Origin of the sequence: Streptomyces sp. NPDC048370 (genome assembly GCF_043200825.1) — a bacterium.
Lineage (GTDB): Bacteria > Actinomycetota > Actinomycetes > Streptomycetales > Streptomycetaceae > Streptomyces.
Genome location: NZ_JBICYI010000001.1, coordinates 173,174 through 193,578 on the forward strand (window position 1 = coordinate 173,174; position 20,405 = coordinate 193,578).

At 72.8% G+C, this 20,405-nt stretch carries 20 protein-coding genes; 4 read left to right on the forward strand and 16 right to left on the reverse strand.

The window, feature by feature from the left end; translation table 11 throughout:
• Window positions 1-4 precede the first annotated feature (4 nt).
• Window positions 5-199, reverse strand: coding sequence for a hypothetical protein (locus tag ACGFYP_RS00710; protein ID WP_137991798.1), 195 nt, complete (start codon window positions 197-199; stop codon window positions 5-7).
• 113 nt (window positions 200-312) lie between these two features.
• Window positions 313-1,152 carry a phosphatidylinositol-specific phospholipase C/glycerophosphodiester phosphodiesterase family protein gene (locus ACGFYP_RS00715; protein ID WP_393485113.1) on the reverse strand — a complete coding sequence of 280 codons (840 nt, stop codon included), beginning with the start codon at window positions 1,150-1,152 and terminating at the stop codon, window positions 313-315.
• A 270-nt stretch (window positions 1,153-1,422) separates the two neighbouring features.
• On the opposite strand from ACGFYP_RS00715, the gene ACGFYP_RS00720 reads away from it, so the two are divergent.
• On the forward strand, window positions 1,423-2,448 hold the full coding sequence (locus ACGFYP_RS00720; RefSeq protein ID WP_393485114.1) for a beta-propeller fold lactonase family protein: 1,026 nt from the start codon (window positions 1,423-1,425) through the stop codon (window positions 2,446-2,448).
• A gap of 9 nt (window positions 2,449-2,457) precedes the next feature.
• Here the strand turns inward: ACGFYP_RS00720 and ACGFYP_RS00725 are convergent, their stop codons facing one another.
• The 9 genes from ACGFYP_RS00725 to ACGFYP_RS00765 all read right to left on the reverse strand — a co-directional run bounded on the left by ACGFYP_RS00725 (window position 2,458) and on the right by ACGFYP_RS00765 (window position 11,632).
• Window positions 2,458-3,141: an ABC transporter ATP-binding protein gene (locus ACGFYP_RS00725; RefSeq protein WP_393485115.1), complete on the reverse strand. Its 684-nt coding sequence runs from the start codon at window positions 3,139-3,141 to the stop codon at window positions 2,458-2,460.
• Window positions 3,134-4,156 carry an ABC transporter ATP-binding protein gene (locus tag ACGFYP_RS00730; RefSeq protein ID WP_393485116.1) on the reverse strand — a complete coding sequence of 341 codons (1,023 nt, stop codon included), beginning with the start codon at window positions 4,154-4,156 and terminating at the stop codon, window positions 3,134-3,136. Before ACGFYP_RS00730 ends, ACGFYP_RS00725 begins: the two co-directional genes overlap by 8 nt.
• On the reverse strand, window positions 4,153-4,989 hold the full coding sequence (locus tag ACGFYP_RS00735) for an ABC transporter permease (RefSeq protein ID WP_393485117.1): 837 nt from the start codon (window positions 4,987-4,989) through the stop codon (window positions 4,153-4,155). The genes ACGFYP_RS00730 and ACGFYP_RS00735 overlap by 4 nt, the downstream gene beginning before the upstream one ends.
• Window positions 4,982-5,947 (reverse strand): ABC transporter permease, encoded by a 966-nt coding sequence (locus ACGFYP_RS00740; RefSeq protein ID WP_393485118.1) that lies wholly within the window; start codon window positions 5,945-5,947, stop codon window positions 4,982-4,984. Before ACGFYP_RS00740 ends, ACGFYP_RS00735 begins: the two co-directional genes overlap by 8 nt.
• Before the next feature lie 23 nt (window positions 5,948-5,970).
• Complete coding sequence (locus ACGFYP_RS00745; protein WP_393485119.1) at window positions 5,971-7,578, reverse strand: ABC transporter substrate-binding protein; 1,608 nt, start codon at window positions 7,576-7,578, stop codon at window positions 5,971-5,973.
• A gap of 99 nt (window positions 7,579-7,677) precedes the next feature.
• Window positions 7,678-8,754 carry an acyl-CoA dehydrogenase family protein gene (locus ACGFYP_RS00750; RefSeq protein ID WP_393485120.1) on the reverse strand — a complete coding sequence of 359 codons (1,077 nt, stop codon included), beginning with the start codon at window positions 8,752-8,754 and terminating at the stop codon, window positions 7,678-7,680.
• The gene (locus tag ACGFYP_RS00755; protein ID WP_393485121.1) at window positions 8,751-9,947 is read right to left on the reverse strand and encodes an acyl-CoA dehydrogenase family protein; all 1,197 of its coding nucleotides are present in this window, start codon (window positions 9,945-9,947) and stop codon (window positions 8,751-8,753) included. The genes ACGFYP_RS00750 and ACGFYP_RS00755 overlap by 4 nt, the downstream gene beginning before the upstream one ends.
• Window positions 9,947-10,912 (reverse strand): NADPH:quinone oxidoreductase family protein, encoded by a 966-nt coding sequence (locus ACGFYP_RS00760; RefSeq protein WP_393485122.1) that lies wholly within the window; start codon window positions 10,910-10,912, stop codon window positions 9,947-9,949. Before ACGFYP_RS00760 ends, ACGFYP_RS00755 begins: the two co-directional genes overlap by 1 nt.
• Before the next feature lie 123 nt (window positions 10,913-11,035).
• The gene (locus tag ACGFYP_RS00765) at window positions 11,036-11,632 is read right to left on the reverse strand and encodes a helix-turn-helix domain-containing protein (protein ID WP_393485123.1); all 597 of its coding nucleotides are present in this window, start codon (window positions 11,630-11,632) and stop codon (window positions 11,036-11,038) included.
• Window positions 11,633-11,708: 76 nt separating this feature from the next.
• On the opposite strand from ACGFYP_RS00765, the gene ACGFYP_RS00770 reads away from it, so the two are divergent.
• The 3 genes from ACGFYP_RS00770 (at window position 11,709) to ACGFYP_RS00780 (ending at window position 14,537) form a co-directional block, all read left to right on the forward strand.
• Window positions 11,709-12,695 carry an NAD(P)/FAD-dependent oxidoreductase gene (locus ACGFYP_RS00770; protein WP_393485124.1) on the forward strand — a complete coding sequence of 329 codons (987 nt, stop codon included), beginning with the start codon at window positions 11,709-11,711 and terminating at the stop codon, window positions 12,693-12,695.
• Between the two features lie 41 nt (window positions 12,696-12,736).
• The gene (locus ACGFYP_RS00775; protein WP_393485125.1) at window positions 12,737-13,636 is read left to right on the forward strand and encodes an SDR family oxidoreductase; all 900 of its coding nucleotides are present in this window, start codon (window positions 12,737-12,739) and stop codon (window positions 13,634-13,636) included.
• A 121-nt stretch (window positions 13,637-13,757) separates the two neighbouring features.
• Window positions 13,758-14,537 (forward strand): VOC family protein, encoded by a 780-nt coding sequence (locus tag ACGFYP_RS00780; RefSeq protein ID WP_361955422.1) that lies wholly within the window; start codon window positions 13,758-13,760, stop codon window positions 14,535-14,537.
• A 48-nt stretch (window positions 14,538-14,585) separates the two neighbouring features.
• Here the strand turns inward: ACGFYP_RS00780 and ACGFYP_RS00785 are convergent, their stop codons facing one another.
• From ACGFYP_RS00785 to ACGFYP_RS00805, 5 genes are all read right to left on the reverse strand, one after another.
• Entirely contained in the window at window positions 14,586-15,419 is an 834-nt protein-coding gene (locus ACGFYP_RS00785) for an enoyl-CoA hydratase/isomerase family protein (RefSeq protein ID WP_393485126.1), read from the reverse strand.
• A gap of 108 nt (window positions 15,420-15,527) precedes the next feature.
• Window positions 15,528-16,280: a PIG-L deacetylase family protein gene (locus ACGFYP_RS00790; RefSeq protein ID WP_393485127.1), complete on the reverse strand. Its 753-nt coding sequence runs from the start codon at window positions 16,278-16,280 to the stop codon at window positions 15,528-15,530.
• A gap of 84 nt (window positions 16,281-16,364) precedes the next feature.
• The gene (locus ACGFYP_RS00795; protein WP_393485128.1) at window positions 16,365-17,264 is read right to left on the reverse strand and encodes an SIS domain-containing protein; all 900 of its coding nucleotides are present in this window, start codon (window positions 17,262-17,264) and stop codon (window positions 16,365-16,367) included.
• Between the two features lie 121 nt (window positions 17,265-17,385).
• Window positions 17,386-18,684, reverse strand: coding sequence for an alpha/beta fold hydrolase (locus tag ACGFYP_RS00800; RefSeq protein WP_393485129.1), 1,299 nt, complete (start codon window positions 18,682-18,684; stop codon window positions 17,386-17,388).
• Window positions 18,685-18,837: 153 nt separating this feature from the next.
• The gene (locus ACGFYP_RS00805) at window positions 18,838-20,298 is read right to left on the reverse strand and encodes a cellulase family glycosylhydrolase (RefSeq protein ID WP_393485130.1); all 1,461 of its coding nucleotides are present in this window, start codon (window positions 20,296-20,298) and stop codon (window positions 18,838-18,840) included.
• Window positions 20,299-20,405 lie beyond the last annotated feature (107 nt).

The following is a 20,405-nucleotide window of genomic DNA, read 5'->3' on the forward strand; positions in this document are numbered from 1 at the left end:
AACGTTACGGCTTGAGGCTGCTGACGACGTTGGCGGTGGCGGCGACCCCGTTCTGGATGGTCGGCGCCATGCTCGTGCCGGCGAGGAAGAAGCCGAGCAGGGCGCAGACCAGCGCGTGGGAGAACTTGAGGCCGCCGCTGCGGAGGAAGATCACCGCCAGGACGAGTAGGAGAAGTACAACAGAAACGGACACGGCCATCGCCCACACCCTCCTTGCGCCGCGCCGGAATCGCGGCGTTCGGCGGCCAGTGTGGCGCAGCGGGAGCGCCGTCCGGCCGTACGGCATGCCTGCCGAACGGGTGAGATTCCGCGTCAGCGGTTCAGGAAGGCCCGGAGCCCGGCGAGGTCGTCGGTGTTGATGTGGTCGACGCGGGCGGCGCGCAGTTCGCTCCAGAGGGCGTCGCGGGCGGCGCCGGGCAGGTCGGGGGTGGCCCAGAAGCGGACCCGCTGGCCGCGCGTGTGGGCGGTCCGGACGATCGAGTGGAGCCGGGCGCGCTCCTCGGCGGGGAAGGGGCCGACGCCGGTCCAGCTGAAGGAGTGGGTCCAGTTGGAGCTGATGAGGGGGATGAAGGAGGCGGGCGCGGGCGCCTCGGCCGCGAGGTCGTCGAGCCGGCCGTCGTAGAAGGCGTGTCGGAAGCGCTGGGCCTCCATCGGGGCGCGGGCGGCGCGGTCGCCCGAGATGACGGGGGTCACGGCGCCGAGCCGGACGTGTCCGGCGGCGTAGCTGGACAACATCCTTCGGTACGGCCGGAGTTGGCGGTGGAGCTCCTGGTAGGCGGCGACGCCGTCGCCCTTGATGTCGATGAGCAGCTGCACGGGGTGGCGGTAACCCGGGTACACGGAGCCGTGGTTGGCGTGCACGCGGGCGAACAGCGGGTCGAGGTAGAGCGAGCGGAGGGTGCGGCTCGGGTCGAGCTCGGCGGGCTCGTGGGCGACGAGGAGCTCCCCGTCGACCAGGAAGATGTCCGCCTCGACGCTGGTGAACCCGTGGGCGAGGGCGTCGTGGAGCGGCCGGGCGTGCAGGTAGTCGTTGTGCGCGTGCGCCTGCGGCAGGGGCCGGACGCGGACGGCGACGGCGGTGCCGGGCAGCGCGAGGCCGGCGGCTCCGGCGGCGAGGGCGACGACGGCGGTACGCCGGGGCAGGGGCGCCATGGGGTGACTCCAGGGGGATCGGATCGACGCGGACCCTACCGAGTATGGGCGGCCGATCACCCCAACAGGCCTACTGTGCCCCGGAGTTGGCCCCCGAGCAGCCAACCCGACGCCGCCCGTCCGCCAGGGGTTCGCCCCACGCCACGAACGGCGACGATCTCCGGTTGCAGGCGCCGTCGAAGACGTCATGCTGGAGAGGGAGAGCACCCCCACGGTTCATCGCCTGCCTGACGCACCGGGGACAGGACGCACTGGGGACAGGAGGAGCCCATGCGCACCCTCGTTTCCCGCCTCCGGTCCGGCCGCCGTGCGGGGCGGATCCTGCTCGCCTTCCTGCTCGCCCTCGCCGGTGTGCTGGTGCCGTCATGGGAGGCCGCCCCGAGTACCGCGGCCGCGACCCCGATCGCCTCGACCCCGATCAGCGTCGGCAGCGGACCGGTGGGGGTCGCGGTGACGCCCGACGGCGATCGCGCGTATGTCACCGGCTCCCGATCGCACCGGGTGTACGTGATCGACACCGCGACGAACAAGGTCGTCCGTAGCATCGGAGGCTTCGGCCTGGCTCCCGTCGCGGTCGCCGTCGCTCCGGACGGCGGCCATGCCTATGTCGTCAACTCCGGGTCGGACAGCGTGTCCGTGCTCGACACGGCCACCGAGAAGGTCGTCGATCGCGTCGAGGTCGGCAGCTTCCCGACCGAAATCGTCCTCACCCCGGACGGCCGTCACGCCTACGTCACCAACTCCTGGTCGGACAACGTGTCCGTGATCGACACGCGGACCCGCGAGGTCGTCCGCGTCATCACCGTCGGAAGCAGCCCGACCGGGGTCGCCGTCACACCCGACGGCACCAGCGTCTACGTCGTCAACTCCGGCTACGGATCCCCTGTGCCCCTCTCGGTGATCGACACGAGAACGCACCGTGTTTCCGGCCTGTCCGTCGAGGTCGGCGGGTTCCCGTCCGCGGTGGCGCTGGCGCCCGACGGGAACCATGCGTACATCACCAGCCTGTTGGGCACCGTGTCCGTGCTCGACACGCGCACCGGTGACATCGTGGGGAGCCCCATCCCCGTCGGTTGGCACGCGCGCGATGTCGTGGTGACGCCCGACGGCCGCCGCGCCTACGTCACCGGGTACGGTACGGCCTCCGTGTACGTGATCGACGCCAGGACCGCCACGGTCGTGGGCAGCCCTCTTGAGGTCGGCGGCTCGACGGACCGGATCGCCGTCGCACCGGACGGCCTGCACGCCTATGTCACCCACAACTGTTGCGCCGCCGTGTCGATGATCGACCTCTGAGCCCGGGTGTCAGCCGGACAATCCTCGGGACTTCTCGGCGCCCACGCAGTCGGACCACTCGACCGTACGGTCGCACCAGCGGGTCAGCAGGACGCGGTCGTGGGCGACCGCGAGGAGGCCCGCACCGGACTCCGCGCGGTAGGACTCCACGGCCGCCACGAGCGCCGCCGTCGTCGAGGCGTCCAGCATCGCGGTCATCTCGTCGCAGATGAGCCAGCGCGGGCGGAGCACCAACGCCCGGGCCAGACAGGCCCGTTGGAGCTGCCCGTCGCTGACCTCGTGCGGGCGGCGGGCGAGCAGGTCCTCGGTGAGGCCCACCGTCGGGGCGAGTTCGGCGATCCGCGTCTCGGCCTCCGCGCGACGGCCGGTGGCACGGAGCGGTTCGGCGATGAGGTCGCGGAGCCGTAGCCGCGGGTCGGCGGACATCCGGGGCTGCTGGAACACCACGCCGACCGCCGTCCGCAGCGGCCGAGGCGCCCGGTGGCGCCACCCCCGTACGTCCTCCCCGTCGATCGCGACGCGCCCCGCCTCCGGGCGGTGGAGCAGCGCGGCGACCCGGGCGAGCGTGGACTTGCCGCAGCCGCTGGGGCCGAGGAGACCGACCGACTCACCGGGTACGACGGTGAGCGAGGCGCCACGGAAGACCGGCGTGCGACGGTCGTATCCGGCGGTGATGGAGTCGAGTTCAAGCACGGGGCACTCCGGGTGCGGCGGGTTCCGGGTGGTGGCAGGCCACGCCCGCCAGCGGTCGCGGCAGCGTGTCGCACGCCTCGGTCGCCCGCGTGCAGCGTGGGGCGAACGCGCAGCCGGGCGGCAGGGCGGTCAGCTCGGGTGGCATGCCGGGGATCGGGGTGAACGCGCGGTCGGGCAGGGCGTTCAAGAGGCCCCGGGCGTAGGGGTGACTCGGGCCCGGCTCGCCGAAGAAGCGGTGCGCGGCCGTCGACTCGACGATCCGGCCCGCGTACATCACCGCCACCCGGTCGGCGATCCGCTCCGCGGCCGCCAGGTCGTGGGTGATCAGGAGCAGCGCGCGGCCCTCGTCGGCGTGGCGGCGCAGCTCGTCGACGGTCCGCTCGACGAGGTCGCGGTCGAGCCCTGTGGTCGGCTCGTCGGCGAGGAGCAGCGGGGCGTCGCCGATGAGGGCGAGCGCCGTCGCGGCGCGCTGCGCGAGGCCGCCGGAGAGCTCGTGCGGGTACCGGTCGAGGTGACCGGCGGGGAACGCGGCCCGTTCCGCCGCCTTCTCGACCGCCGCGCGGCGCTCCCGCCTCCGGGCGCCCGTCAGTTCACGGACGGACTCCTCCAGCTGGGCGCGGACGGTCCGCACGGGGGTGAGGTGGGCGGCGGGGCTCTGCGGGACCAGACCGACGCGCCGTCCCCGTACCGTACGGGCCAGGGTCTTCTCGTCGGCGGCGAGCAGGTCGACGCCGTCGATCAGGGCGGTGCCGGAGGTCTCGGCGTTGCCCGGCAGGAGGCCGAGGAGCGCGGAGGCGAGGACGGACTTGCCGCAGCCGCTCTCGCCGACGAGGGCGAGGCACTCCCCCGCCGCCAGGTCGAAGTCGGCGTCGGTGACGGCGGCGACGTGGCGGCCGCCGCGCATGCTGAAGCGGACGGAGAGCCCGCGCACGCTGAGGACGGCCTCGCCGGCGCGTTCGGCGGTGACCGCTTCCAGCGCGCGTACGACGCGCGAGTCCGGGGTCGGGGCGGTCACAGCATCAGCTCCGATCGGCGGCGCGGATTGAGCCGGTCCCGCCACGCTCCGGCGAGCCCGGCGATGGCCAGGGTCGGCACGATGAGGAGCAGACCGGGGAAGAGCGTCGGCCACCAGTCGCCGGCGAGCAGCGAGGAACGCGCGGACTGGACGAGGTTGCCGAGGCTCGCCTGGTGGCTGGGGAGGCCAAGACCGAGGAAGGAGAGCGCGGACTCGTGCCACATGGCGTGCGGCACCATCAGGACGGCCGCGAGTCCGGCCTGCGGCAGGACGGCGGGCAGCAGATGGCGCACGGTCACCCGCCACCGCGAGGCACCGCCGGAGATCGCCGCGTCCACGAAGGGACGGGAGCGCAGCGAGAGGACCTCGGAGCGGACGATCCGGGCGGTCGACAGCCAGTGGGTGAGGGCGACGGAGACGATGACCGGCCAGACGCCGGGCCGGAACATGGCGACGATGAAGATGCCGAGCAGCAGGTGCGGTACGGAGGAGAAGGCGTCGACGATCCGCATCACGACCCGGTCGGTCCAGCCGCCGAGCGAGGCGGCCGCGGCGCCGACGGCGGTGCCGATGACGGTGGCGACGAGCGCGGCGACCACGCCGACGAGGAGCGAGATCCGCAGTCCGTAGACACAGCGCAGCAGCAGGTCGCGGCCGACGTCGTCGGTGCCGAAGGGGTGCTCCCAGGACGGGGGCAGGAGTTTGAGGGAGAGGTCGACGGCCTGTTCGTCGAGCTGGACGATCGGCGGGACGAGCAGGACGGCGAGGACGACCGCGCCGACGATCCCGGCCGAGGACCACAGACGCAGTCGCCGGGTACGGAGCTCAGCCATCGAAGCCCACCCTCGGGTCGGCGAGCCCGTACAGCAGGTCGGAGAGGAGGTTGCCGAGGAGGACGGCGGCGGTCGCGAGAACGGTCAGCGCGGCGAGCAGCGGGAAGTCGACCGAGGTGGCGGCCTGGACGGTGGCGGCGGCGATGCCGGGCCAGCTGAAGACGGTCTCCACGAGCAGGGCCCCGGTGATGAGTTCGGGGACGCGGGAGCCGACGAGGGTGAGCATCGGGAGCATTCCTGAGCGCAGGGCGTGGCCGAGGAGGACGGTCCGTTCCCGGAGGCCACGCGCGCGTGCTCCGCGTACCGGGTCCTCTTCGAGGGCGTCGCCGACGCCCTGGCGGACGTAGAGGAAGAACCAGGGCAGCTGGGAGACGCCGAGGACGAGGGCGGGCAGCACGAGGTGGCCCGCGACCTGGTCGAAGGTGACGGTGTCGCTGGCGGTGTCGGTGAGCCCGCCGGCGGGCAGGACGCCGAGCTTGAGGGCGAAGAACCAGATGGCGAGCAGTCCGAGCCAGAAGGCGGGGGCGGCTTCCAGGGTGTACGCGGCGGAGCTGACGGCCCTGTCGAGCAGGCCGCCCCTGCGGCGCCCGGCGAGGACGCCCAGGGCGGTGCCGAGCAGGATGGCGAGGAGGAAGGCGGTGCTGGCGAGCAGCACCGACCAGCCGATCCGCTCGGTGATGACGTCGGCGACGGGCTGGCGCATCACGCTGGAGTCGCCGAGGTCTCCGTGGAGCGCGGAGGTCAGCCACTCCCACCAGCGGGTGGTGAGGGGCTCGTCGACGCCGAGGTTGGCGCGGAGCTGGTCGAGGTTCGCCTGCGAGGCCGTGAGGCCGGCGGTGCCGGCGTAGGCCTTGACGGGGTCGAAGGGGGAGGCTTCGGCGACGGCGAAGACCGCGAAGGTGACCGTGAGGAGGACGGGGACGGCGAACAGGGCCCGCCGTCCCGTCATCCTGGCCATCGCCCCCCAGGGGAGGCGGCGGCTCACTTCTCGGCGCCCTTGGGCTTCCAGGTCTCGACGTTCCACCAGGGGCCGGACGCGAGGCCGTGGTCGTGCGGCTCCGTCTGGGTGCTCAGGCCGTCCCAGCTGTCGTTCACCACGTAGAGGTGGTCGATGTGGGTGAGGAAGGTGTAGCCGGGGTTCTTCACCAGTTCGCGCTGGACGGTGTCGTAGGCGGCGTGCCGCTTGACGGGGTCGTCGGTGCGGCGGCCGTCGACCAGGGCCTTGTCGACGGTCTTGTTGTCGTACCAGGCCATGTTGTTGAACCCGTCGCCGCCGAGGCTGGAGGTGAGCAGCAGGTACTGGTCGAAGTCCGGGTCGCCGGGCGAGCCGCCGCCGGCGAGGACCGCGTCGGTCTTCATCCGGGGCTCGATGACCTCCCAGGTGCCGCCCTGCGTCTTGATGTCGATGCCGGCCTTCTTGGCGTCGGATGCGTAGGCGAGGGCGTGGTCCTGGCGGAGCTTGTCGCCGGAGAGGTACCAGAGCGGGAACTCGGCCCGTACGCCGTCCTTCACGCGGACCCCGTCGGCGCCGGGCTTCCAGCCGGCCTCGTCGAGGATCTTCTTGGCGGCATCCAGGTCGTGGCGGCGCTCGGTGCCCTTGGCGAACCACTCGCTGTCGGTGGGGACGGGCCCGTAGGCGGGCTTGCCGGCGCCTTCGAGGATCTTGTCGACCATGGCCTGCCGGTCGACGGCGACGTCGAGGGCGCGGCGGACGGCGGTGTCCCCGGCCACCTTGTTGTGGGTGGGGAGGGTGACCGTCCGGTAGTCGTACGTCTTCGCGGTGTACGTCTTCTTCGCCTTGTCGCCCTTGAAGCCGGCGGCGAGGTTGGGCGGCAGGATGGCGCCGTCGAGGTCACCGGCGCGCAGCCGGGTGGCGCGGACGTCGTCGTCCTTGATGATCGCCATGGTGAACTTCTTCACCCGGGGCGCGCCGTTCCAGTGGGTCGGGTTGGCCCTGAAGCTGAGCTTCTCGCCCTTGGACCAGTCGGTGAGGACGTACGGGCCGGTGCCGATGGGCTTGGTGGTGAAGGCGCCGGTGTTCACGTCCTGCTTCCCCGCGACGTGCTCGGGGGCGATGCCGAGGACGGTGCGCTGGGCGAAGGGCGCGTAGGGGTACTTGAGGCGGAAGACGACGGTGTCGTCGCCGACCGACTCGACGCTCTTGAGGGCGTCGAGCTCGGTGCGGGAGGGGTTGTTCGTCTTCGGGTCGAGGATCGTCCGGTAGGTGAAGACGACGTCCTTCGCGGTGAAGAGCGTGCCGTCGCTGAAGGTCACGTCGTCGCGGAGGGTGTACGTGTAGGTGAGGCCGCCGTCGCTGATGTGGGGCAGCTTGGTGGCGAGGGCCGGCTTCAGCTTCAGGTCGGCGTCGAAGGCGAGGAGGCCGTCGAAGATCTTGGAGTTGCCGTCCTTGCCGTAGCCGAGGAGGGGGCTGAGGGTCTCGGGCTCGTAGGCGATGCCGACGACCGCGGAGTCCTTCGCACCGCCGGAGCCCGCGGCGGTCCCGCCCGGGTTCGTACAGGCCGCCGCGGTGAGGGCCACCGCTCCGGCCAGCGTCACGGCGGCCACGCCGCGTATGGATCGGGCGGTCATCGTGCCCACACCCCTCTTCAAGATCAACCGTTGTTGCGAACGACTCGCAATTAAACAGTATGTAAAGGGGTGCGGGCACGTGGGCCCCTTACCTCGGGGTCAGGCGGGGGCCGGGAGGTCGACCAGGGCGGCGATCGCGTCCTGGTGCCGACCCGCCGAACCCAGGGCGATCTGGTCGGACTTGGCCCGCTTCAGGGCGAGGTGGGCGGGGTGCTCCCAGGTCATCCCGATGCCGCCGTGGAGCTGCACGCACTCCTCGGCCGCGTGGACGGCGACCTTGGAGCAGTACGCCTGGGCGACGGCGACGGTCAGCGGCGCCTCGGGGCTGCCGGTGGCCAGGGCGTCGGCGGCGGCACGGGCCACCGCCCGGGCGTTCACGATCTCCAGCCAGAGCTGCGCCATGCGGTGCTTGAGCGCCTGGAAGGAGCCGACCGGCCGGTTGAACTGGTAGCGGGTGCGGGTGTGGCGGACGGTCTCCTCCAGGCACCACTCGGCGAGCCCGAGCTGCTCGGAGGCGAGCAGCCCCGCACCGGCGAGCAGACCGCGCCCGACGGCCGCCGTGGACGTCGCCGCGTCGGCGAGCCGGGTGCCCGAGCCGGCGCCCGTGGTGACCCTCGCGAGCGGCCGGGTGAGGTCGAGCGGGGTCGCCGTCGTGACCGTTGCGTCGGTGACGGGGACCGCGTGGAGTCCGTCCGCGCGGGGGACGAGGAGGACGTCGGCGGCGAGGGCGTCGGCGACCCCGGTCACGGTGTCGCCGGTGGGCAGCCGCCCGCCCGGGGCCGTGGACAGGGGCAGGGCGAGCACCGCGACCGTGCGGCCCGCGGCGAGATCGGCCAGCAGCTCGGCGACCGGGGCGCTCCCGGTGTCCAGGGCGAGCAGGGTCTCGGTCGCGACCACGGCGCTGGTGAGGTACGGCGCGGGGGTCACCGCGCGCCCCAGCTCCTCCAGGACCACGGCCGCCTCGCGGTGGCTCGCGCCCTGGCCGCCGAGGTCCTCGGGGACGAGGAGCCCGGCCGCGCCGATCTCGCCCGCGAGGGACTTCCAGAGGCCGGGGACGTACGGATCGCCGGTCTCGATCCGGCCGAGCAGGACGCTCGGGTCGGCCCGGTCGGCGAGCAGGGAGCGGACCGCGGCGCGCAGGTCGTCCTCGGTCTCGGAGTAGAGGAGGTCAGTCATCGCGCGAGGTCCTTCCAGGCGACGTCCTTGTCGTTGCGGGGCTCGGAGGGCAGGCCGAGGACGCGTTCGGCGACGATGTTGAGCAGGACCTCGGTCGTACCGCCCTCGATCGAGTTGCCCTTGGAGCGCAGATAGCGGTAGCCGGCGTCACGGCCCGTGAAGTCGACGAGCTCGGGGCGGCGCATCGTCCAGTCCCCGTACAACAGCCCTTCCTCGCCGAGGAGTTCCACCTCAAGGCCGCTGATGGCCTGGTTGAGGCGGGCGAAGCCCAGCTTCATGGCGCTGCCCTCGGGTCCCGGCTGTCCCGCGACGAGCTGCTGGCGCAGCCGCTCGCCGGTGAGCCGCGCCACCTCGGAGTCCACCCAGAGGTCGAGCAGCCGCCGGTGGAGGTCGTGAGTGCGCAGCTCGGGGCGGTCGCGCCAGGTCGCGGCGATCGGGCCGATCATGCCGCCCTCGCGGGGGATACGGGCGCCGCCGATCGAGACCCGCTCGTTCATGAGGGTGGTCTGGGCGACCCGCCAGCCGTCGCCGACCTCGCCGAGGCGGTGGGCGTCGGGGATGCGGACGTCGGTGAGGAAGACCTCGTTGAACTCGGCCTCGCCGGTGATCTGGCGCAGCGGCCGCACCTCGACGCCCGGGTCGGTCATGTCGCAGACGAAGTACGTGATGCCCTTGTGCTTGGGCAGCTCGGGGTCGGTGCGGGCGATGAGGATGGCCCAGCGGGCGACATGGGCGCTGGACGTCCACACCTTCTGGCCGTTGACGACCCAGTCGCCGGTGGCGTCGTCGCGGACGGCGCGGGTGCCGAGCGCGGCGAGGTCGGAACCGGCGCCGGGCTCGCTGAAGAGCTGGCACCACACCTCCTCGCCGACCCAGAGCGGCCGCAGGAAGCGCCGCTTGACCTCGTCGGAGCCGTACGCGAGGAGGGTCGGCGCGGCCATGCCGAGGCCGATGCCGATCCGGCGCGGGTCGTTGTCGGGGGCGTCGGCGGCGGCGAGTTCGGTGTCCACGACGGCCTGCAGGGAGCGCGGGGCGTCGAGACCGCCGAGGCCTTCGGGGTAGTGCACCCAGGCGAGCCCGGCGTCGAAGCGGGCGCGCAGGAAGTCGGTGCGGTCCGTGGTGGCGGGCGGGTGCTCGGCGAGCAACCGGCGGGTACGGGCGCGCAGTTCGTCGGCGTCGATCACGGTCGCCATCACGCGGCCCCTTCCGGGAGCACGACCAGGCGGCCGGTGGTGACGCCCTCGCTGACGCGCTGCACGGCGTCGGCCGCGCCCTCGAACGGGACGCGCTCGCTGACCAGAGGCTTGATCAGGCCCTTGGCGGCGTACTCGGTGAGGGTCTCGTGGCAGCGCAGGATCGCCGCGGGGTCCTTGAGGTTGTACAGGCCCCAGTGGAGTCCGACGATCGAGTAGTTCTTGACGAGGGCGTGGTTGAGGGCGGGCGAGGGGATCGCGCCGCTCGCGAAGCCGACCACGACGATCCGGCCCTCGAAGGCGACGACCTTCGCCGACTGGGCGTAGGCCTCGCCGCCGACGGGGTCGTAGATCACGTCGGCGCCCCGGCCGCCGGTGGCCTCCTTGACTGCGGCGATGACGTCCTCGGAGCGCCGGTCGACGACGACGTCGCAGCCGAGCGCCCGGGCGACCTCCGCCTTGTCGGATCCGCCGACGACCCCGATGACGGTGGCGCCGGCCGCCTTGCCGAGCTGGACGGCGGCGCTGCCGACGCCGCCCGCGGCGGCGTGGACGAGCAGCGTCTCGCCCTCCTTGAGGGCGGCGCGCCGGTGCAGGCCGAACCAGCCGGTCTGGTAGCCGATGTGGAGCGCGGCCGCCTCGGCGTCGTCGAGGGCCTCGGGGGCGGGGAGCACGGCGGTCGCGTCGGCCAGGGCGTAGTCGGCGAAGCCGCCGTACGGCAGGGCGGGGGTGGCGATGACCCGTCGGCCGTCCTCTGTCTCGCCGCAGATCTCCACCCCGGGGGTGAAGGGCAGCGGCGGCCGCACCTGGTACTGGCCCCGGCAGAGCAGGGCGTCGGGGAAGTTGACGTTGGCGGCACGCACCTTGAGGAGGAGCTGCCCCTCACCGGGTGTGGGCGTCTCCACCTCGTCGCGCTGCATCACCTCGCCCGGCTCGCCGTTCTCGTGCACTCGCCATGCCTGCATCGCGGTCCTCCACCAGCCGTCGTCCGTACTGCGCGGTCGGTCGCATACTAAGCGGTCGCTTGTGGCTGGTGGAACCATGCGCGGCGGACTTCTTGCCTTGGGCGCGCCCCCGCCCTCCGGCGCTCAGGACTGCTTCGGCCTGGCCCGTACGTGCATCCGCTCGCCCTGCGGCCCGAAGAGGCTCAGGAACTCCACCGGCCCGTCGGACGTGGGCCCGAACCAGTGCGGCACCCGCGTGTCGAACTCGGCCGCCTCCCCCGCCCCGAGGACGACGTCGTGCTCGCCGAGGACGAGCCGGAGCTTCCCGGAGAGCACGTAGAGCCATTCGTACCCCTCGTGGACCCGCGGGTCCGGGTCCTCGTACGGCTTCTCCTGCACCACCTTGTACGCCTGGAGGCCGCCCGGCTGGCGGGTGAGCGGGAACATCGTGCGGCCGTGGCGCTGGATCGGCTTGGCCCGGACCCGGGGGTCACCGGCCGGCGGCGCGCCGACCAGCTCGTCCAGCGGCACCTGGTGGGCGCGGGCGATGGGGAGCAGCAGCTCCAGGCTGGGCCTGCGCTGCCCGGACTCGAGCCGCGAGAGCGTGCTCACGGAGATGCCCGTGGAGGCGGAGAGGTCGCCCAGGGTCGCGCCGCGCTCGCGCCGGATCCGGCGCAGCCGTGGGCCGACCTCGTTGAGCACGGCGTCGATGCGGTCGTCCCCAGTCCCTGATTCAGTCATGCCTCCATCATGCCTCTCGTTGCGGAAACGGCAAGAATGTTTGTCGGGATCACGCCTCATGGGCGACGCTTCCGGCATGAGCGAACACACGGACACACACGGACTTCAGCGCTACGACGTCGTGGCGGTCGGCGGCGGCGCGGCGGGCCTGAGCGCGGCCCTGGTCCTCGGCCGCTCGCGACGCCGGACGCTGGTCGTCGACGCGGGCGAGCCGCGCAACGCCCCGGCCGCCCATATGCAGGGCTACCTCTCCCGGGACGGGATGAGCCCGGCGGAGTTCCTGGAGGTGGGACGGCGCGAGATCGCCGCGTACGGGGTGGAGTGGACGGCCGGCCGGGTGACGGAGGCGGTACGGGAAGGGGAGACCGGCGACTTCGCGGTGACCGTGGACGACGGCCGCCGGGTCCTGGCGCGCCGGCTCGTCGTCACCACCGGGCTCGTCGACGAGCTGCCCGCGATCGACGGGGTGGCCGAGCGGTGGGGGCGGGAGGTGCTGCACTGCCCGTACTGCCACGGCTGGGAGGTCCGCGACCGGGCTTTCGGGGTGATCGCACACCCCGTCTTCGGCGCCCACCAGGCGCTGATCGTCTCCCACTGGTCCCCGGACGTGATCTTGTTCCTGCACACGGCCGGACCGCTCTCCGATGAGCAGAGCGCCCAGGTGGCGGCGGCCGGCATCGAGGTGGTGACGGGCGAGGTGGCCGGTCTCGCCGTCGAGGACGACCGGTTCACCGGCGTACGGATGACCGACGGCCGGGTCGTGGAGCGTGACGTGCTCTTCGTCGGCACGCGGACGACGCCCCGGGACGCCCTGCTGGCCGCGCTGGGCGCCGAGACCCGCGAGACGCCGCTCGGCCCGTTCGTGGCGGTGGACGAGACGGGCCGGACGAGCGTGCCGGGCGTATGGGCGGCGGGCAACGCGATCGGCGCCCAGGAGCAGGTGATCAACGCGGCGAGCGGAGGCTACCGCGCCGGTGTCACGATCAACATGGAGCTGATCATGGAGGACCTTGACCGCAAGGTGGCCGCCGCCGGGCGACCGGTCATCTCGGCCGACAGCTGACGGGGCTTCAGTTCTCGCCCGCGACCCGCTATCGATGCGGCATGACGAACGAAGCGACGGACCCGCAGGGACTGCCCGCCCCTCCCCCGCTCGGCGCGAGCGCGCTGCCGCCGGGGACGTACGAGGGGAGGGTGGTGCTGGTGACGGGCGGCGGGACGGGGCTCGGGAAGGCGATCGGGGCCGAGTTCGCCCGGCTCGGCGCGGAGCTGATGATCGTCGGCCGGACGGCCGCCCGCCTGGAGGCCGCGCGACGGGAGCTGACCGGGATCGCCGGGACCCGGGTGGCGACGGCGGTCTGCGACATCCGCGAACCCGGCTCCGTCGCCGGGGCCTTCGACGCCTGCGAGGCGGCCCTCGGCTCCCGGCCGGACGTCCTGGTGAACAACGCGGCGGCCAACTTCCCCGTACCGGCGGAGGAGTTGTCGCCGAACGGCTGGCGGGCGGTCGTCGACATCACGCTGACCGGGACCTGGTTCATGACCCGGGAGTTCGCCCGCCGCCACCTCGCCGCGCGGTCGCCCGGCTCCGTCGTCAACGTGGGCGCCTCCTACGCCTGGACCGGCGGCCCCGGCTTCGCCCACTCGGCGGCGGCGAAGGCCGGCGTGAAGAACCTGGTGGAGACGCTGGCGGTGGAGTGGGGGCCGTACGGGATCCAGGTGAACGGGCTGGTGCCGGGGCTGATGCCGCACGAGGACATGACGGCCGACATCCGGGGCGCGCTGGCGCGGGCACCGCTCCAGGACGCCCGGCAGCCGGCGCTCCGCGTCGGGTACCCGCGCGAGCTGGGGTGGGCGGCGACGTTCCTCGCCTCTCCGTACGCCCGGTTCGTCTCCGGGCACACGCTGGTCGTGGACGGCGCGAACTGGCAGCGGCGCGTCCTGGTCAACGACCCGGTGGTCCCGGTCCGCGAGCAGCTGGGGCGGGGGCCGTTCGGCGAGTGACCCGCGGGTTGGTCCAGGCGGATGAACCCGCGCGGCTGCGGCTGCGGGGGCGGTGGAGAGCGGCGAGGATCGGCGAGGGTGGCCGGAAGGCCTCTGAGACACCGAAAGGCAGGCACACCACATGCTCGGTACGGACTTCACCAAGGGATCGCCCAACTGGGTCGACCTGGGCAGCCCCGACACGGAGGGCGCCGCCGCGTTCTACACCGCCGTCTTCGGCTGGGAGTTCGCCTCGGCCGGTCCGGACGCCGGGGGCTACGGGTTCTTCCAGCAGGACGGGCAGACGGTCGCCGCCCTCGGTCCGCTGACCGAGGAGGGGGCGAGCAGCGCGTGGACGCTGTACTTCCAGACCCCCGACGCCGACGCCACGGCCAAGGCCGCCGAGAGCGCGGGCGGGTCGGTGCGCGCCGAGCCCATGGACGTCATGGACGCGGGACGGATGGCGCAGCTGACGGACCCGGCGGGCGCGCAGTTCGCGTTGTGGCAGCCGGCTGCGACGAAGGGGCTGCAACGGACCTCCGAGAACCACACGCTGTGCTGGGCGGAGCTGCACGTGCCCGACCCGCGGGCCGCGCTCGACTTCTACGGGAAGCTGTTCGGCTGGCGCTCCCAGGAGATGGAGGCGCCGGGCATGACGTACCGGGTGCTGTCCACCGCCGAGGGGGACCTGGAGGACACCTCGTTCGGCGGTGTCGCCGAGCTCCAGGAGGGCGCGGACCACGCCCGCTGGATCCCGTACTTCGCGGTCGGCGACGCCGACGACATCGTCGCCCGGGCGCAGGGGAACGGCGGCTCGGTCGTCATGCCGGCGGCGGACATCCCCGACGTGGGCCGCATCGCCTGGCTGGCCGACCCTTACGGCGCCCCGTTCGCGGTCCTGAAGCCCGCGCCGCAACAGTAGGCCGGCGAGTCGGCAGCCGGCCGGCCGGCCCGTGGGTCAGCCCGTGGGTCAGCCGCCCTCGAAGCGTGGGGTCCGGCGCGCCGCCTTCGCCGCATAGCCCTCGCGGGCGTCGTCGGAGGAGAGGGTCAGGGCGGCGGCGGAGGCCGTACGGTCGAGGGCGGCGGCCAGGCCCTGGTCGGCGTAGGCGTCGATGTTCCGTTTGATCGCCCGGACCGCGAGCGGCGCGGCGGCCGCGACGGCGGCCGCCGTCTCGCGGGCGGTGCGCTCCAGCTCGTCGCGCGGCGTGACGAGCTGGACGAGGCCGAGCCGTTCGGCGGTGGCCGCGTCGATCCGGCGGCCGGTGAGGGCCAGGTACTTGGCCCAGCCCGCGCCCGCCTCACGGGCGATCCGTAGATCGCCGCCCGCGTCGACGGCGACGCCGATGCCCGCCTCGGGGAGGGCGAAGACGGCGTCGTCGGCGGCGATCCTGATGTCCGCCATGAGGGCCAGCTCGAAGCCGAAGCCCAGGCAGTAGCCCTGGACGGCGGCCACGACCGGCTGCGGCAGCCGGGCGAGGACGGCGAACCGCTCGTGGACCCAGCGGATGCCCTCGTCGTACCGCTGGATCCTCTCGGCGGTCGTCCGCCCGGTGATGCCGCCACCGGGCGCGGTGACATCGATCCCCGCGCAGAACGCCCGCCCCTCGGCCCGCAGCAGCACGACCCGCACGCTCTCGTCGAAGCGGATCCGGTCGGCCATGATCCCGAGCTGCCGACTGGCCTCCCAGCTCCACCCGTTGAGCTTCTCGGGCCGACAGAGCGTGAGGACTCCGACGCCGTCCTCGACGACAAGCCTGAGCCGCTCCTCACCCTCCGGGATCTCCGTGTCGAGCGTGTCGATCACTCCGCACCCCCGGGTCCACGATATGCCTGACACTCCGTCAGGCAAGGGGTCAGGCTAGAGGGTCGGCGCTGCCGCAGGAAGGCATGAAGACGGACACGGAGCCCGGCCTCAGCGGGAGAACAGCTCGAAGGCGACCGTCGGGCGGTCGCCGTACCGGGCCGCGAAGCGCTGGTTGTTGGTGGCCAGGAAGGTACGGACGTACTCCTCGGGGTCCTCGTCCGTCAGGGCCTCGATGTACGCGCGGTGGGCGAGGAGCGAGTGGACCGACCGTTCCTCGCCGGGCGTGGCGTCCACGGCGTGGGTCGGGCTGCTCGATCCGGCGACCGCCACCCAGCGGACGCCGTTCCACGGCTCCAGGCCCTGCTCGGTCAGTTCGGGGAAGATCCAGCGGTTGCCCGCGTCGCCCGCCGCGTCGAGCGTGGCGCGGCCGACGGCCACGTGGTCGGGGGTGTTCCAGTAGCCGCCGACGCCCGTCCCCCAGGTGTCACGGTGATTGAGGGTGATGACCAGTTCGGGGCGGTGGCGGCGGACGGCCGCCGCGATGTCGCGGCGCAGGCCGAGACCGTACTCGATCACGCCGTCCCGATGGTCCAGGAACTCGACCGTCGACACCCCGACCACCTCGGCGCTCGCCCGCTGCTCCTGCTCGCGCAGCGGGCCGCAGGTGGCGGGGTCGAGCGTGTCGATACCGGCCTCGCCGCGGGTGGCGAGGACGTAGACGACCTCCTTGCCGGCGTCCGTCCAGCCCGCGATGGCGGCGGCGCAGCCGTACTCCAGGTCGTCCGGGTGGGCGACGACGGCGAGCGCGCGCTGCCAGTCGTCGGGCATGTCGTCGAGGGGCGGGATGCTCGTGTCGATCATGGGCTCAGGATACGAGCCCCGTCGCGGCCCCGGACAGGGTCCGCAGGACGGCCCCTCCGGACACGGGCGACAGGCCGAAAGACCCTAGCCCCGGATCGCTCCTGAGAGGATCACCGAGCGCGAGGCGTGGCGGGGGCGGTCCGGGTTCAGGCCGCGCCGGGCGGCGAGGGTGACGGCGAGGCGCTGGGCGCGCACCAGGGCGGCCACCGGATCGATGGCGTCGGCGGCGAACAGCGCCCCGGTGGCCTCCACTTCGTCCCGCAGCCCCGTCGGCTCGGGCCCGAGGCAGCACACCAGACTGGTGCGGTCGCTGATGACGATCGGCCCGTGGCGGTACTCCATCGCCGCGTACGACTCCGCCCAGGCGCGGGCCACCCCGCGCAGCTTGTGCGCGGCCTCGTCGGCGAGCCCGACCGTCCAGCCCGTGCCGAGGAAGGTGAACTGGGCGCGCCGCTCCCAGGCGACCGGCAGCGGTTCGTACAGGGCGAGTTCGGCATCCGCGATCGAGGGCGTCAGGTCCACGCCCAGGCCCGCGCGCAGCAGTTGGAAGGCGGTGGTCGCGAACCGGGTCTGGGCGACGGAGCGTTCGTCGGCGAAGGCGAGGCCGATGGTCCGGTCCGCGTGGTGGGCGGCCCGGCTGTCGGGGACGGCGGTCAGGACCAGCGTCGGGATGCGGCCGGAGGCGCGGGCGAGCAGGGTCACCACCTCCGTGGTCGAGCCGGAGCGGGTGAGGGCGACGATCCGGTCGTAGCCGCGGCCGAGCGGGGTCTCGTCGGAGGCCGGGAACGCATCGGTCTCGCCCGCGCCGAGGGACTCGCGCAGGGCGGCGTAGGCACGGGCCATGAAGTACGAGGTCCCGCAGCCGACGACGGCGACCCGCTCGCCCGGGCGGGGCAGCAGACGGGCGTGGTCGGCGGCCGTGTCCGCGGCGCGGCGCCAGCAGTCGGGCTGGGCGGCGATCTCGGCACTGACGTGGGTGGTCATGTCCGGGTCCTCTCCTCGGTGCGCTCCGGACGAGTTCTATCCGCCGCGCCCCGTACGCACCATGAGCAATCAGTACGCACTTGTTGGACTTTTGGGCCATCAGGGCGCGGTACCGGGACCGTCAGAGGTCGCCCCGGGCGAGGCCGAGCAGCCGGTCGAGGACGCGGGGGCCACCGGCCCGTACGCCGTCGTGCTCGAACTCGTCCGTCACCCAGGTCCGCAGGCCCCGGATCGCGCGGGCGGTCTCCAGGGAGTGGGCCGTGTCGACGTACATGTCGTCGTGGTAGACGGCGGCGGCCACGGGCACCTCGTTGGCGGCGAGCCGGGCGGGGTCGTAGAGGGGTGCCCAGTCCGTCCGTTCGGCGAGGAGGTGAGCCGTCTCGCGCAGCGGGCGCAGCGCCGGGTCGGTCTCGAAGTGCCAGGGGTGGACGGTCTCGCCGGTGAAGAGCAGCGGCCCGTCGCCCGCGAGGGTCTTCTCGGCGTCGAACTCGGGGAATTCGGCGCGGACGCGCTCGGCGGCCCAGGCGGTCGGGCCCTCCCCCTGGGCGTAGATGGCCTCGTGGAGGACGGCGTAGAGCGGGTGCCCGGCGTACGAGAGCTGGGCCTGGACGCTCTCCAGGAAGGCGTCGGAGAGCGCGGGGCCCGCGGCGGTGGGGACGAAGGCGTCCTCCAGGAGCAGGTGCAGCTGGTGGGTGCCCTCGCCGCCGCCGAGCAGGATGCCGAGGGACTGGAAGGCCCGGGCGGTGAGGAGCCCGCCGCTCGGCAGGGCCGCCGGGCGGTCCAGGAGATGGGCGGCGATCCGGCGGGCGCGGACGACGTCCTGCGGGTAGCGGGCGTAGTGCGCCTCGACCTTGCGCCGGATCCGGGGGAAGGCGGCCCGGTAGACCTCGTCGGCGCCCGCGTGCAGGGAGGGCAGCCCGCCGGTGACGAGTGCGGTGCTCAGGCCCTCGGGGGCCGCGGAGAGGTAGTGGGTGACACAGAAGCCGCCGAAGCTCTGGCCGAGGACGGTCCAGGGGGCGCCGCCGGTGAGCCGCTTCCGGACGAGCTCGCAGTCCTTGACGATCGCGTCGGCACGGAAGTGCGCGAGGTAGTCGGCCTGCCGCCGGGGCGTGCCGCGCAGCGGGAGGGTCTGGCGGTTGGCGGGGGTGGAGTGGCCGGTGCCGCGCTGGTCGAGGAGGAGGACGCGGTACTCCTGGACGGCCCGGCCGAGCCATGCCTGCGGGCCGATGAAGCGGCGGGCCCCGAAGCCGGGCCCGCCCTCCAGGTACACCAGCCACGGCAGGTCCTCCCCGGCCCTGCCGCCCGCGACGACCTCGCGGCCGTACAGCTCGATCCGCTCGCCGTCGGGGACGGCGTGGTCGAGCGGGACGGTGAAGCGGTGATCGGTGAGGACGAGGCCGGGCTGGCGGTAGCTGGTCAATGCCGCTCCTGTTCGATACGCCCCCGCCCGTCCAGTCCATCACAGGGGGCGGGGCGGGGGCGCATCGAGGGGTCGGGAGATCCGCCGGTCAGGAGATCCACCGATCAGAAGGGCGGGCCGGCAGACGGACCAGGGGCCGGATCAGGGGACCGGTCAGGAGGTCGGGAAGTTGTCGGCCGTCCTGATCCGGTCGCGGATCCAGACGCCGGCCTCCTTCAGGGAGGACGTCCCGGCCCAGGGGCCGTTGCTGTTGCAGGTGCCTTCCTTGAAGACGGCGCCCGAGCGGTGGTCGTCGGAGAAGTTCCAGTTGGTCCAGCTGATCTTCTTGGTGGCCATCAGGTCGATGTACTTCTGCGTCATGGCGAAGTCGTTGGCGCCCTCACCGGCGTAGTCCTGGGTGCCGAACTCGGTGACGAACATGGGGATCCGGTCGGCGGCCCGGGAGAGGGTGTTCAGGTACTCGTCGCGGTGCGACTTCGCGTAGAAGTGGAACGTGTACATGACGTTCGAGGCGTTGACCTGGTTGTTCACGACCTCGGTCTCGGTGGCGCCCTCCGAGACGCCGAGGGAGGACCAGGCGCGGGTGCCGAGCAGGATCGGGGCGTTGCCGTCGATGTTCCGGATCACCGGGATGATCTGCTCGTGGTAGCTCTTGATCTGCGACCAGGCCACGCCGGAGGGCTCGTTGGCGACCTCGTAGAAGATGTTGTTCTTGTTCTTGTGCTTGTCGGCGATGTCCGTGAAGAACTTCTTGGCGTGTCCCAGGTTGGCGTTCGGGTCGCCCGGGTCGAGCATGTGCCAGTCGACGATCACGTACATGCCGCGCGCGGTGGCCTGGTCGATCAGCGTGCTGGCGAGGTTGGTGAACTTGGTCGGGTCGGTCTCCCAGCCGTCCTCCTGGACATAGGTGGAGACGCGCAGGATGTCGGCCTTCCAGTCGGTTGCGAGGGCGTCCAGCGAACCGTTGGTGAGGCACTGCGGGTACCACTGGGTGCCGTGGCTGGACATGCCGCGGAGCTGGATCGGCTTGCCGTACTGGTTGCAGAGCTTGACTCCGCAGACCGTCAGCTGGCCGTTGACCTCGACGGGAGTGCCGGTGACGGGCGGCGGGGTGGTGGCGGTGTCGACCTTGATGTGGTCGACGTTGGGGCCGCCGTTGGCGGTGGTGGCGGTGGCTCGGACGGTGTTGGCGCCTGCCGTGAGGTTCACCGTGAGGGTGGTGGTGGCCCAGGTGGTCCAGGCGCCGGTGCCGGCGAAGGACTTGCCGGCGGCGACGACGGTCCCGTTGACGGCGATGTCCATCGGGCGGTTGGTGGTGGTGCCGTTGGCGTAGCGCAGGGTCAGGGTCGCGGAGCCGGCCTGGGCGGCGTTGACGTTCCACTGCACCGAACTGCCGTTGACGTTGTCGTAGTTGACGAATCCAGCGCCGGTGAAGCCGGTGTGGTTGGACTCGACGACGCCCTGGGAGACGGTGGCGCTCTCCGCCTCGTGGGTGACGGGGGCCGCGACCGCCGCGGGTGGCGCGGTGGCCAGGCCGAGGAGGAGCGCGGCCGCGGCGGTGCCGGCGGCACCCAGGGAACGCAGTCGGAGACGTGCTGTTCGTGCCGATGTCATGGGGGGCTCCCGGGGACGGGGGTATTGGAAGGAAACTTTCCTAACGAAAGATGAATAGCAGTCCCGTCGACCGCCTCGCAAGGGTCATGACAAGGGCTGCGCCCGGG